Source organism: Ruegeria sp. CJ9, from assembly GCF_056536625.1.
In genome coordinates this window covers 732,870-745,861 of sequence record NZ_JBQFPY010000001.1, presented here as the reverse complement: position 1 = coordinate 745,861, position 12,992 = coordinate 732,870, and the positions used below count along the sequence as shown (strand labels likewise).

Here is a 12,992-nt window from a genome sequence, read left to right as displayed (position 1 = left end):
ATGTCCAGTGTGCATCGGCCGCTGTTCACATGCATGCAACAGGTGCGTGAGGGAAAGAAGCATACCTAAATTGGTGCCAACGTTTTAAGAAAAATCTCGTTTCATCTTACCTTGCGAGCAACAAAGCATTCTTTCTGGAAAGAAGCTTCGAAACCATCAATATTAGAATTTCCTACGTGAGAATCGGAAAGGCCTGTGCGTGAAATTTTACTTTAGGTTGGCTGCTTTGCTGGGTGCGGTTAATGCGGTCACAGTCCCGGCTGTTTCTGCTGAGATAAAGCTTAACAAATCTTCCAAGAAAACTTCTGTTTTGATGGATCAAAAACTGTCGAAACGACAAAAATCCAGGTTCAGAGAGTTTAAAACCAAAGAGTATTTTGCGGCATTTGTTGTTTCTGGACAAAACAGCAGTGGTTGGGTTGCCAACCGTCACTCGCTTGCTGTCGCGAAAGAGCAAAGCCTAAGAGATTGCCGTTTGCTTTCTGAATACCCGGATACGTGCGCGGTTTATGCTGTTATAGTGCCAAAAGACTATGATCCGACATTTGAGGGCACCACACTTAGCCAGGATGGAAACACCGAGTTCCGGAAATACCAAAAGAAAAACGCTCCACCTTCATCGGGCGCATTCGTGATCTCAGATATCGGCTCTTTTGGGTATTCATGGAGGTTCTCAGACCGGACTGAGGCACAGGAAGCTGCAATTTTGGCATGCGAATCTAATGTGGCCAAGAGGTTGGCAAGCATGAAGAAACAAGTACGTGACAAAACTCCAAAATCGCAAACAACCTGTCGAGTTATTCATGAGGCCCGACCATAAGCTTTTTGGGAAGAGTACCCGATTGAACAGTAGGTAGAGCGTCGGAAAGGTCTTTCGCTAGATCTGCTCTACCTTCACCGATTCAACCGGGTAAAAGGCCACATAACCTTTGATCTCGGCCATGGCGGGAACGGGGGTTTCATAGCTCCACGCGGCGTTTTCGGTCACCGAGGATTTGTTGACGATCGAAAAATGCGAGGCATCCCCCTTGTGTGGGCAGTGGGTGATCTTGTCGGTGCTATCCAGAAAGGCCATCGCGATATCGGTACGGGGGAAATAGATCACCGGAGTCAGATCACCTTCGATCAGTTCCAGCGCGCCAGTGCTTTCACCCAGTACGGCACCACCGGAACGAACGCTCCATTTGCCCGGAGCTCTGCGGATTGTGATCTCAACCATTTTTCTTCCCTCGTCTTATTTTCGGCCTCTCTTCTGCTCTGTGTATGTAACAGGTCAGTGTCAGATCGGCGCAGTTGCGGCATCCAACCACAGTTGCGCGTCGTCGCCCAGCCTTGAGCGCAGTTTTTTCGCAACGTCGTAGTGATAGGTATTCAGCCAGTCACGCTCTGCCGACGTCAACATGTCAGTCACGATTAGCCTTCTGTCAATTGGGACGTATGTCAGGGTCCGCCAGTTCAGCATCGCGCGTTCCGCGTCACCACCGGGCAGGGCTGGGGCTTCTTGAACAACTACGAGGTTTTCGATGCGGATACCAAAGGCGCCCTCGCGGTAATAGCCCGGTTCGTTGGAAAGGATCATGCCGGGTTGCAAGGGCACATGGCTGACTTTGGACAGGCGCTGGGGGCCTTCGTGAACGCTGAGGTAGGCACCGACACCGTGTCCGACACCGTGATTGAAATCCTGACCCGCGGCCCAAAGCGGGGCCCGTGCGATACATTCGATGTCACGCCCGGCCAGCCCGACAGGCCAGCGCAGCATGGATAGGTTAATCATGCCCTTCAATACGCGGGTAAAGCAGGATTTTTCCTCATCTCCGACATTACCGACGGCGATAGTTCGCGTGATGTCAGTGGTGCCGTCCAGATATTGCCCGCCACTGTCCAGAACCAGAATATGACCGTCTTCAAGGCGGCTGTCGGTTTCTTCGGTCACGCGGTAATGCATGATCGCGCCGTTCGGACCAGTGCCGGCAATCGTGTCGAACGAGATATCCTGCAGCGCATTGTCCTTGCGCCGGCTCTCTTCAAGGCGGGTCACCACCTGCGTCTCGGTCAGGGTACCCGGAGCCTGCGCATCCAACCAGCAAAGGGTTTCAATAACCGCCGCTGCATCGCGCAGATGCGCTTCGGCGCTGCCCGCGATCTCGGCCGCATTCTTGCAGGCCTTGGGCAAGGCGCAGGGATCTCCGCCATCCACCATCCGATCCTGCAACACATCGGCCACAGCCTGAGGCAGCGTTCCCAAATCGACCTGTATCTTCCCCTCAAGCGCTGTAACGGCGTCCAGAAATGCCCCCGGCGCGTGGACGGTAACCTGATCCGTCAACGGCTCGGACAGTTTTTCCTGATCCATGAACAGATCCACCCGGCCACCGGCATGTAGAATAGCAAAGCAATGCGCCACCGGGTTGTACCCGATATCCGAGCCGCGAATATTCAAAAGCCACATGATCGAATCCGGCAACGTGATTACTGCGGCTGTGCAATTTGCCTCGCGCAGGGCTTCGGCCAGAAGGGTGATTTTGCTGTCCGCGGTTTCACCTGCAAACTCAATCGGATGGGTCTTGACCGGGTTCATCGGGGCGGTGGGTTGGTCGGACCACACGCGGTCCACCAGATTGTCACAGCGCACCAGTTCGATGCCGCTGTCGGTCAGCTCTTTCTTTGCGCTTGTGATCTGACCTGCTGCATGCAGCCACGGATCAAAACCTACCTTGCCGCCATCGGGAAGGTGTTCCTTCAACCAGGTGCTCAGGTTGACTTCGGGCCACGGAACCGGAGTGAATTCGGCGGCGACCTGCGCCTTGACCTGGGTTCGATACCGGCCATCGACAAACACGCCCGCTATACCTGGTAACACGGCGCAAAACCCTGCTGAACCCGTGAACCCTGTCAGCCAAGCCAACCTTTCATCCCGAGCGGCCACGTATTCGCCCTGATGCGCGTCTGCGCGCGGGATCAGAAATCCGTCCAACCCTTCGTTCGCAATTTCACCCCGCAGAGCCGCCAACCGGGGTGGCCCCTGTTCCGGGCGCGCCGTCACCTCAAAGGACTGAAACATCACATACCTCTCCCAAGCGGGGGTTCACCCCTTATTCTTTTGGAAAATTCTTTGGCCCGGGGCAAGGCCAGCCTCAGCTGGCCCTTTTCATCCCCATCACCCGCGCACGTGCGCGAGGATCACTATCGAACAGGGCTGCTAGTTGCTCGGTCATTGCGCCTGCCAGTTGTTCGACGTCAGTGATCGTCACCGCACGGTCGTAATAGCGGGTGACGTCGTGACCGATGCCGATGGCCAGCAGTTCCACCATTTTGCGCTTTTCCACCATGGCGATCACGTCGCGCAGGTGTTTTTCCAGATAATTAGCGGGGTTGACGCTGAGCGTTGAATCATCGACCGGCGCACCATCCGAAATCACCATCAGAATTTTGCGTGCTTCGCGCCGGGCCAGCATTCGGCGATGCGCCCATTCCAACGCCTCGCCGTCGATATTCTCTTTCAGCAGCCCCTCTTTCATCATCAGGCCCAGATTGGGCCGTGCGCGCCGCCAAGGGGCATCCGCGCCCTTGTAGATGATGTGGCGCAAATCATTCAGACGCCCCGGTTGTTGCGGGCGACCATCGTTCAGCCACGCCTCGCGCGCCAATCCGCCTTTCCACGCGCGGGTGGTAAAGCCCAAAATCTCAACCTTCACATTACAGCGTTCCAGCGTGCGCGCCAGAACATCCGCGCAGATCGCCGCAATGGAAATCGGACGCCCGCGCATCGAGCCCGAGTTGTCCAGCAACAGCGTTACCACCGTGTCGCGGAATTCGGTGTCTTTCTCGACCTTGAAGCTGAGCGGCGTGGTCGGGTTTGCCACAACTCGCGCCAGACGGCCCGCATCCAGAATGCCTTCTTCGCGGTCGAATTCCCAGCTGCGGTTCTGTTGTGCCTGCAGGCGACGCTGCAACTTGTTGGCCAATCGGCTAACAGCGCCCTTCAGGGGCTCCAACTGTTGATCCAAATAGGCTCGCAGCCGTTCCAGTTCGGCCGGTTCGGCCAGATCTTCGGCTGCGATCTCTTCGTCGTAGGTGTTCAGATAGACCTTGTAATCGGGATCAGCTTCGGATGCCGGCGGGGGGGCAGGGGGTTCCAGCGGAGCCTCACCTTCGGGCATCTCTGCCTCATCGCCCATCTCATCTTCGGCCATCTCATCCATCGAGACCTGAGCCTGAGACTGGTCCTGCTGTTCTTCCTGCGTTTGTTCAGGCGTGGCGTCGGCGTCCTGCTCCTCTTGGTCATCCTGGCCGGTGCTGTCGGGATCGGGCTGTTCCTCGGCGTCGTCTTCGGCCTGATCTTCCTGTTCGTCGTCCAACTCATCAGGGTCATCGCCCAGTTGGTCGCCGTAACCCAGATCCTTGATCATCTGGCGGGCAAACTTGGCGAATTCCGCCTGGTCCGAGAGCAGTTCGTCTAGGTTTTCCAGCGTGCCACCGGCCTGTTCTTCGATAAATCCACGCCACAGGTTCATGATGTTAGAGGCCGCCGGGGGCAGGTCCCGCCCCGTGGCCAGGTGCCGGATCAGATAGCCCGCAGCAACCGCTAACGGTGCATCCGCTGGCTGCTTGCACTGGTCGTATCCGCGCCGCAGGGCCTCATGCCCAATCTTGACGTCGATATTGCTGGCGGTGCCGGGCATATCCCGCGCACCCATCGCCTCGCATCGCGCGACTTCCATCGCCTCGTACAAATCCCGCGCCATATCACCCGGAGGCGCATAGCGCGCATGGGTGGCGTCGTCATGGTATTTCCGCTGCAGCGCCAGAGCATCCGCCGTACCGCGTGCCAGCAAAACCTCTTCGCGCGTCATCCGGCGGCTGACTTGCGGCAGACGCATCGACTCGCCCGATATACCGGAAGGGTCGACTGTGTAGGTCACGTTCAATTCAGGGTCGTCGGCCATAACCTTGGTGGCTTCGGCCAAAGCCTTCTTGAACGGATCAGCGGGGTTGTCGTTGGGTTTGCTCATCGGTGGCAGTCCGGTCTTGTTCTGTCCCGGCAACCTAGTGCCAATTCAGGGCCTTGACCATAGGGCCAACCCCGTTTTCGCATGAAACCAGAGTGGGACCTATGGTAAAATCATGGGGTGTCTCGAAGGGTGGCGCGCGTCAAACTAACTATAAACTGCGGGACTAGGAGATTGCCCAGCCTTGTGCACCCTAGAACGACTTGGCGGTTCCTACCTGAACCATCCTATAAAACCGTCAAACACTCCCTTAAGCCCATTTTCCCGGAACAATTTCTGATCTTTGCCGTGGTGCGAGCGCATAACGATATTCGTCAAGTCACGCATCTGTCCGGTGTTGAGCTTCATGGGATCGTTTACAGCACTGGAGTTCACTTTCTTGCCGGGCATGTCGGTTAGGTCAAAGCCGTTTTCCCGGCCAAATGTCTCAAGCCCGTGCCGTAAATCGGCAAAATCCAACAGCGACACGCGCGCCCCTGACGCATGCCGGGCGCTTTTGTTGACGGTTAACCTACCTGAAACATTTTTGATATCCAACAAGTCCGAGATGGATTTGTTAGCCGACACAAGTGTCTCAAATTCCTCAAGGTTTATTGGTTCGCTGCGGGGATCAAGGCCGAAACCACCCCCTTCTTGCGCGCGCATCCAGCGGTGGGGCGAATAGTATAGCGAGATCATCCGCTCGACCGGGGGGCGGGCAAAGGCATAAGCGGTATATTCGGCAAAGGCCGGGCCAATCAGTTGGCTGTATTCAGCAAGTGTCTGATGCTTGGACTTGGTAGCGTCACCGCTTAATTCGAACCGGTCTGTGCCGTCTTGGTGGCCGCTGGTGACGATGGCATCGTCTGAGAACCGAAGGAAACAGCGCGTAAAGAAGTTTCCTCCGGTTTTTGGTACGTGGATGAACACGCATTTTTGCGCAGCAAATTGCACCTACTTATCCCAGGCTTGTGCTGGCAGCGCTTTCCGGCAGTTCCTCGTCAAAGCAACGCTGATAGAACTCGGCAACGGTCTGGCGTTCCAGTTCGTCACATTTGTTCAGGAAAGACAGGCGGAAGGCGTATCCTACGTCACGGAAAATCTCGGCGTTCTGGGCCCAGTTGATCACGGTCCGCGGGCTCATCACGGTAGACAGGTCGCCGTTCATAAAGGCGGTCCGGGTCAGATCAGCAACGGTCACCATCTGGCTGACGGTTTTGCGGCCTTTCTCGGTATTGTAATGCGGCGCTTTCGACAGGACGATCATCGTCTCGGCGTCGTGGCTCAGGTAGTTCAGGGTCGAGACCAGCGACCAGCGGTCCATTTGTGCCTGGTTGATCTGCTGCGTCCCGTGATAGAGGCCAGTGGTGTCACCCAGACCCACGGTGTTTGCAGTGGCGAACAGGCGGAAATTCGGGTTCGGCGTGATGATCTCGTTCTGATCCAGCAGGGTCAGCTTGCCGTCATGTTCCAGTACGCGCTGGATCACGAACATCACGTCGGCGCGGCCTGCATCGTATTCGTCGAACACGATGGCTACCGGGTTGCGCAGCGCCCAGGGCAAGATGCCCTCGTGGAATTCAGTGACCTGTTTGCCGTCACGCAGTTTGATCGCATCCTTACCGATCAGGTCGATCCGGCTAATGTGGCTGTCCAGGTTCACACGTACAGCGGGCCAGTTCAGACGGGCGGCAACCTGTTCGATATGGGTCGATTTACCAGTGCCGTGATAGCCCTGAATCATGACACGGCGGTTATGCGAAAAGCCTGCCAGAATCGCCAGCGTGGTTTCAGGATCAAACTTATAAGTCGGGTCGATTGCCGGAACCCGGTCGCTGCGATCTGCAAAGCCCTTGACCGCCATGTCGGTATCAATGCCAAAAACATCGCGAACCGAGATTTCTTCGGTGGGTTTTGCGTTGATATCAATCGATCCGTCAGCCATTCGCCTTGTCCTTATCCTTTGGCCCGTTTTGCCGGGTTTGAACCCGTGTGTGGTGCAACATATTGCCGGGAAGGGCAAGGGAAAGAGGCGCCGCGCGGAGGCTGAGAGGATGTTTCTTCGAAACTGGCCTTATCGGGATGAATGCGCACAGATAGCTAAAGCGATCAAGGAGGGTGCTTGTAAGGAAGAATATTCTCAATCAAATACAAATATCGAAATATTTAATTTGGGTTAAAATAGAATCTTGTAGACTGAGCTTAAGGGAATAGTCCGATTGTCTTAATTTGTGAGGCGTAATTGAACGAGACTAGCAGTCGCGAAAGAGTGCCCATCCACCCGTCGCATGATGGCGCCCCCGTTTTGACCATTGCTGGCGCAAAGGGCGAATTCGATGGCTTTTGATGTCCTACTGCACACCGTAAACACAACTGGCCCGGGCGACTTAGTCGTTCAAAACACGACTCAGCCAGCGATTGTTGATGGTCAAACGATCTCATTCGACGGGGGCCTTACGTTTCAGCCTTATACCTACCTTGGGCAAGGCACCAGGGTGAGCAACGGCGACTCCGGCGAATTTATTCAGGTCGGCACACAGATTTTCGCTTGGGACACAAACGACCCAACCGGACCAATGAGCACCGGCAATTGGAAGATCACTCAGAGTGATCTCGATCCGTCGAACCCGCCTTGTTTTGTTGCCGGTACCTTAATCGAAACAACCGCAGGCCCGCGACCGGTCGAGGATTTGGCGGTGGGCGACAGGGTTTGCGTATCTGATGGTCAAACCCTTCCTATTGTTTGGATCGGGAAACGAACACTCAGCGCTCAGACTTTGCGCTTCCAGCCAAGGTTTCGCCCAGTGAGAATTCAGCGAAACGCGTTAGGCAAAGGTCTGCCCAACCGCGATCTGTACGTATCCCCGCAGCACCGGATTGTGATTGAAGGCTGGCGGGCCGAATTGCTATTTGGGGAACCGATGGTCTTCTCGGCCGCGATTCATCTGGTCAACGATGATACGATCCGTCAGATAGGAACGGATGAGCCCGTCACCTACTTTCACATTGCCTGCGAGCAGCATGCCATCCTGTCCTCGCATGGCCTGCAAAGTGAAAGCCTGTATGTCGGCGGTCAGTCTTTGAATTCTTTCAGCCGCGAAGATGTTGACGAACTGCGCGCGCTATTTCCCGAACTCAGTGACAGCGCGCAGGTGCCAAAAACCAAACTTCGTTGCTTGAAACGCCCCGAAGCGCAGGCGCTGCGGGGTACGTTTTCAGCGTAGTAGAGCTTACTTAAAATTCCGGCTGTCCTTGATCTGATCCCAGGCCCAGACGACCTCTTGCAGCTGTTCCTCTTGGGAGCGGTCGCCGCCGTTCATGTCCGGGTGCAATACCTTGATCAGCTTTTTGTAGGCCTTGCGCACCTCAGCCTTGGACCAGCTGTCCTGCGCTTCAAGAATCTCGATTGCGCGGCGTTCGGTTGGGGGCAGGCGGCGGCCTCCGGAATTGGCGCGGCCGGGGTTCTTAGTAGCGTTCTCGCCCAAAACCTGATGCGGGTCCTCGATGCCCAGACGGGCCCAAGCACGCGCTTCGGGGTCGCCCATCGGCTTGGTCTCACGCTCCCACACTTTGTCTTTTGAGCGCTGAGCGTTCAACTCGGCCTCGGTGGTGCCGTCGAAGAAGTTCCACTTGTTGTTATATTCGCGGACGTGCTGCTGGCAGAACCAGTAGAAATCGTCCAGCACATCCGGCGCCTTGGGCGCACGGAACTTACCGGCCTCCTCACACCCCTCGTGATCGCAGATTCGCGTCGAGGTCTCAGATGCGCCCGACATCCCCCGGCGCCCGCGCGGGTTTTTTTTCTTTGCGCTGGAAACGGACATATCGAATCCGAAGGGGTCTGATTTTACCATGCTCTGATCCTCGACAAGGCATCTTTTCGACTCGGAGGCAGCAGTTTAGTCTAAGCAGCCGAAAGTAGAAGAGGGGGAGCGGTAAATTTTTTGCCGCTGAGCGAAAAAATGAGCGTGAGTGACGAAATCCATCAGCGCCTTGAAGCCGCGTTCAATCCGCGTGAGCTGGAGGTCATCGACGACAGCGAAAGCCACCGCGGCCATGCCGGGTATCAGGACGGAGGCGAGAGCCATTTCAATGTCCGCATCCGCGCCAGCGCGTTCGAGGGTCAGTCCCGCGTCGCCAGCCACCGCGCTGTACACAAGGCGCTGGGCGATATCGTGCCGCGCATCCATGCTCTGGCGCTGGATATTGGGGGGTAGCTGGCCCAAAGTGCTTTGAGGGGAGGGATCAAATGTCCAGAACGGAGACGGCCTTTACGCTCGAGTCCACCCTGACCTGCCCATCCTGTGGGCACGTCGAAACGGAAACCATGCCCACGGACGCGTGTCAGTGGTTTTATGAATGCAAATCCTGCCACCAAGTGCTGAAGCCTCTGGAGGGCGATTGCTGCGTCTATTGCTCATACGCAACGGTGCCTTGCCCTCCGATACAACAGGGAAAAACGTGCTGCGCTTGACTTGAGGCTCGCCGCGATCAGGGCTTTTCCTGAGGTTCGGATTTCGCCTCGGACCCTTTCAGCGACAGGGGCGGGTCATTCACCTCTTCGGCAATCGGAGCCGGGGCAGCAACTGTTTCGGGTCCAGGTACGGGTTGCGCCAGCGGCACGCTGTCCGGCGTTTCGGTTGGGTTGCGGGTCGAGACAAAAGACGCCTCGACCTCGCGTCGAAAGACCAACACATTGCGCCAGTTCACGGCTGAACCGGTCAGGCCAGTGCGTTCCTCGCTGGGCAGCAATTCGGCCCGCTGATATTCCCAGCCGTCTTGCCCCATCTCGTTCAGCAGCTGTTCCACGGATGCTGCAAACCGTCCTTCGGCGGTTTTGACGCCCTTGGCCTTGGTGCCTTTTTGCGGGGCTGGGACAACTTTGTATTCGTAGCGCTGCATCGGATTTTCCTGGTTGCCGGGTTCCGGCAATCTAACATGTTGGCGATTTTGGGAAAGTCATCATCGCATGGACGTGGCGGAAAGAAAAACGGCAGGGTTTTGTTCAAACCCCGCCGCGACTGTTCGATATCTCGAAGGCTTTACGAGCCCAGCTTCTTGCTGACCAGTTCGTTCACCGCCTTGGGGTTGGCCTTGCCACCCGTGGCCTTCATCACCTGGCCGACGAACCAGCCCGCCAGTTTCGGGTTCACCTTGGCCTTTTCAACCTGCGCCGGGTTGGCTGCGATGATCTCATCCAGTGCGGATTCAATCGCGCCGGTGTCGGTCACCTGTTTCATGCCGCGCTCTTCGACGATCTGCGCCGGATCGCCGCCTTCGGTATAGACGATCTCGAACAAGTCCTTGGCGATCTTGCCCGAGATCGCGTCCGATGCGATCAGGTCGATGATCCCACCCAATTGTGCCGGCGACACTGGCGACTCGGTGATGTCGTGGTCTTCTTTTTTCAGACGACCGAACAGTTCGTTGATGACCCAGTTTGCGGCCAGCTTACCGTTGCGGCCCTTGGCAACTTCTTCGAAATAGGCGGCCGATTCCACCTCGGCGGTCAGCACGGACGCGTCATAATCGGTCAGGCCGAATTCGCTTATGAAGCGTGCTTTCTTGTCGTCGGGCAGTTCCGGCAGTTTGGCGGCGATGTCGTCCACCCATGCCTGCTCGATCTCAAGCGGTAGCAGGTCGGGGTCGGGGAAGTAGCGATAGTCATGCGCCTCTTCCTTGGACCGCATCGAGCGGGTCTCACCCTTGTCCGGGTCGTACAAGCGGGTTTCCTGATCGACCTTGCCGCCAGCTTCGACAATGGCAATCTGGCGGCGGGCTTCGACCTCGATCGCTTGCTGGATAAAGCGCATTGAGTTCATGTTCTTGATTTCGCAGCGGGTGCCCAGATGCGAGAAATCCTGCGTTTCCTGGTATTTCTCATACGCGCCCGGCAAACAGATTGAGACGTTCACATCAGCCCGCAGGTTGCCGTTTTGCATGTTGCCATCACAGGTGCCCAGATAGCGCAGGATCTGACGCAGCTTGACGATATAGGCCGCCGCTTCTTCGGGTCCGCGAATGTCGGGGCGGCTGACGATCTCCATCAGGCAGACACCGGTCCGGTTCAAATCGACAAAGGACATATGCGGGTCCATGTCGTGGATCGATTTGCCCGCATCCTGCTCCATATGGATGCGTTCGATCCGCACGTTGCGCGCGGTTCCATCACCCATTTCAACCAGCACTTCACCTTCACCCACAATCGGGTGATAAAGTTGGGAAATCTGGTATCCCTGCGGCAGGTCAGGATAGAAATAGTTCTTGCGGTCAAACGCCGATTTCAAGTTGATATCCGCCTTCAGGCCCAGCCCGGTGCGGACGGCCTGTTCGACGCAGTATTCGTTGATCACTGGCAGCATGCCCGGCATCGCCGCGTCCACAAAGGCCACGTTCGCGTTCGGTTCGGCCCCAAATTGGGTCGACGCTCCCGAGAACAGTTTGGCATTGGACGAGACCTGCGCATGCACCTCCATCCCGATCACCAGTTCCCAATCGTGCTTGGCCCCGGCAATGGTTTTGGGTTTGGGCATTTCATATGTCAGGTCGAGCATGGCGCGCCTCATTTCCGCAGAAGTCTAAGCCTGCGTATTAGGCCCGGCAGGGGCGAGGGGCAAGGGGGAATCAGTGTTGAGACAGGCGCAGACCAGACGGTGTAAAGGTCACGTCCGTGCCGCTGCGCAGTTCCTCGCGGAACAGATCACGGATGGCACGCAACGCATCGCGCTTGCCGCGGGCTGCAAACCGTTCGGCAGAATTGATGCGAACCGAGTTGTTGAACCCATTCGCGGCATGCGCCCAGATCAGCGGGTGCAGTTCAGTCATGTGGTCGCGGATCAGCCTGTTTGCAGCTTCGTGAATTTGCGAGCGCACAAGGTCGGCCTTTTCGTTCAGGCCCTGACCGTTCTGTATCGTGATGGCGCAATAGGCCGACAGCATGTTGACGGTCTGCTGATCGGGGCGGCGATGCAAAATGTCATCCAACCCTTCCAGGAAGTACTCGACATCCAGACGAGCGCAGGCCTCTTCGTCCAATGCGATGGCGTCAAACTGGACCCAAGTATAGCCGCCAGCGCCCCAGATGTCGCCAGTCCGCGCGGCGTTCCGCAGTGCCTGAACTTCAAGCTTTTCATAGCTGCCAAACCAACGCGGCAGCAGATGCGTGCCCATCGCCCGCATAGGCCGCTGATTGTGCGGATCCAGGGAGATCAGGCGTTCGTATTCTTCGGCTACACGCTGGTTGGTCTTCCGTTGACCTGCCAACAGGGCACAGCTTGCGGCTGCGACAATGGGGCTGTCTGGCAACGCAGCGCGGCATGTCGGCAAAAGGTCTGCGGCCCGGTCGAAATGGGCCGCGCAACGCGACCGGTGAAGGGGCGGCAACGTGGCATCCGTTGCGGTTCCGCGCCATGCCCAGGCCAGGTCAATGTGTGCTAAGGCGACCACCAGCGTAATCATCGGATCACCCGGATGCTCACGCATTTCGTCTTCAAGCTCTGAGATACCGCCCAGCAAGTCATATTCGCACAGCGCGCTGCCATCCGACAGGGCATGTTCCACTGCCAATACAACGTCGGAACGCGCGCCAAAGGCCAACAGATCGGCAATCGGTGTTGCGTCCGATGCGATTGCGCGGTCCTTGTCGGCGGCATGCATCATTTTGGACAGCTTGGCCCAGCGGTCCTGTCTGGCCAGTGTGCGCCCTTCTTCAATGGTGTTACGGGCTGTCAGGTCTTCGGCCCTGATATCGGCCACTGGAATGTTCAGTTGCCCTTTATCCGGCAGTGATGCCGTCACCGCGCAGTCGGTTGCCCGCACGTTTTGTGTGGAATGACCCTTGGATAAAGAAGAAAGGGCCTCTCGTGCCCTGAAAAACCGAAACATGGTAAAACTCGAAACCGTAAAAAACTGGTAAGTTAGCTTGAAACTTTGACCGAAAATCGCCTCAAATTCAAGCTTTTTGGGGGGTGTTGCGTGACAGGCCGGGGGAATTGGTCCTTTTCC

General features: G+C 56.9%; 13 protein-coding genes. 4 read left to right on the top strand and 9 right to left on the bottom strand.

What is annotated here, in order from left to right; all coding sequences use genetic code 11:
* The first annotated feature begins 199 nt into the window (after nt 1-199).
* On the top strand, nt 200-820 hold the full coding sequence (locus ACR0AJ_RS03725) for a hypothetical protein (protein WP_480740120.1): 621 nt from the start codon (nt 200-202) through the stop codon (nt 818-820).
* A 57-nt stretch (nt 821-877) separates the two neighbouring features.
* On the opposite strand, the gene ACR0AJ_RS03720 is transcribed toward ACR0AJ_RS03725, so the two are convergent.
* The 5 genes from ACR0AJ_RS03720 to cobS form a co-directional block, all read right to left on the bottom strand.
* Complete coding sequence (locus ACR0AJ_RS03720; RefSeq protein ID WP_170348062.1) at nt 878-1,219, bottom strand: DUF427 domain-containing protein; 342 nt, start codon at nt 1,217-1,219, stop codon at nt 878-880.
* Between the two features lie 60 nt (nt 1,220-1,279).
* Entirely contained in the window at nt 1,280-3,061 is a 1,782-nt protein-coding gene (locus ACR0AJ_RS03715; RefSeq protein ID WP_480740118.1) for an aminopeptidase P family protein, read from the bottom strand.
* 73 nt (nt 3,062-3,134) lie between these two features.
* Complete coding sequence (gene cobT / locus ACR0AJ_RS03710) at nt 3,135-5,012, bottom strand: cobaltochelatase subunit CobT (protein ID WP_170348067.1); 1,878 nt, start codon at nt 5,010-5,012, stop codon at nt 3,135-3,137.
* A gap of 210 nt (nt 5,013-5,222) precedes the next feature.
* Nucleotides 5,223-5,942, bottom strand: a complete 720-nt coding sequence (locus tag ACR0AJ_RS03705; RefSeq protein ID WP_170374559.1) for a sulfotransferase family 2 domain-containing protein — start codon at nt 5,940-5,942, stop codon at nt 5,223-5,225.
* Nucleotides 5,943-5,946: 4 nt separating this feature from the next.
* Nucleotides 5,947-6,933 carry a cobaltochelatase subunit CobS gene (gene cobS, locus ACR0AJ_RS03700; RefSeq protein ID WP_170348070.1) on the bottom strand — a complete coding sequence of 329 codons (987 nt, stop codon included), beginning with the start codon at nt 6,931-6,933 and terminating at the stop codon, nt 5,947-5,949.
* A gap of 391 nt (nt 6,934-7,324) precedes the next feature.
* Between cobS and ACR0AJ_RS03695 the strand changes: the two genes are divergently transcribed.
* Complete coding sequence (locus ACR0AJ_RS03695) at nt 7,325-8,212, top strand: Hint domain-containing protein (protein WP_480740117.1); 888 nt, start codon at nt 7,325-7,327, stop codon at nt 8,210-8,212.
* A gap of 6 nt (nt 8,213-8,218) precedes the next feature.
* Here ACR0AJ_RS03695 and ACR0AJ_RS03690 read toward each other — a convergent pair whose 3' ends face one another.
* On the bottom strand, nt 8,219-8,842 hold the full coding sequence (locus tag ACR0AJ_RS03690; protein ID WP_170348074.1) for a J domain-containing protein: 624 nt from the start codon (nt 8,840-8,842) through the stop codon (nt 8,219-8,221).
* Nucleotides 8,843-8,950: 108 nt separating this feature from the next.
* Between ACR0AJ_RS03690 and ACR0AJ_RS03685 the strand changes: the two genes are divergently transcribed.
* On the top strand, nt 8,951-9,205 hold the full coding sequence (locus tag ACR0AJ_RS03685) for a BolA family protein (protein ID WP_170360232.1): 255 nt from the start codon (nt 8,951-8,953) through the stop codon (nt 9,203-9,205).
* A 32-nt stretch (nt 9,206-9,237) separates the two neighbouring features.
* Nucleotides 9,238-9,462, top strand: coding sequence for a GDCCVxC domain-containing (seleno)protein (locus ACR0AJ_RS03680; protein ID WP_226688691.1), 225 nt, complete (start codon nt 9,238-9,240; stop codon nt 9,460-9,462).
* Between the two features lie 17 nt (nt 9,463-9,479).
* Here ACR0AJ_RS03680 and ACR0AJ_RS03675 read toward each other — a convergent pair whose 3' ends face one another.
* From ACR0AJ_RS03675 to ACR0AJ_RS03665, 3 genes are all read right to left on the bottom strand, one after another.
* Complete coding sequence (locus ACR0AJ_RS03675; RefSeq protein ID WP_480662347.1) at nt 9,480-9,890, bottom strand: DUF4177 domain-containing protein; 411 nt, start codon at nt 9,888-9,890, stop codon at nt 9,480-9,482.
* A 140-nt stretch (nt 9,891-10,030) separates the two neighbouring features.
* Nucleotides 10,031-11,542, bottom strand: coding sequence for an Asp-tRNA(Asn)/Glu-tRNA(Gln) amidotransferase subunit GatB (gatB, locus tag ACR0AJ_RS03670; RefSeq protein WP_170360228.1), 1,512 nt, complete (start codon nt 11,540-11,542; stop codon nt 10,031-10,033).
* 70 nt (nt 11,543-11,612) lie between these two features.
* On the bottom strand, nt 11,613-12,785 hold the full coding sequence (locus ACR0AJ_RS03665; RefSeq protein WP_367647900.1) for a hypothetical protein: 1,173 nt from the start codon (nt 12,783-12,785) through the stop codon (nt 11,613-11,615).
* Nucleotides 12,786-12,992: the final 207 nt, after the last annotated feature.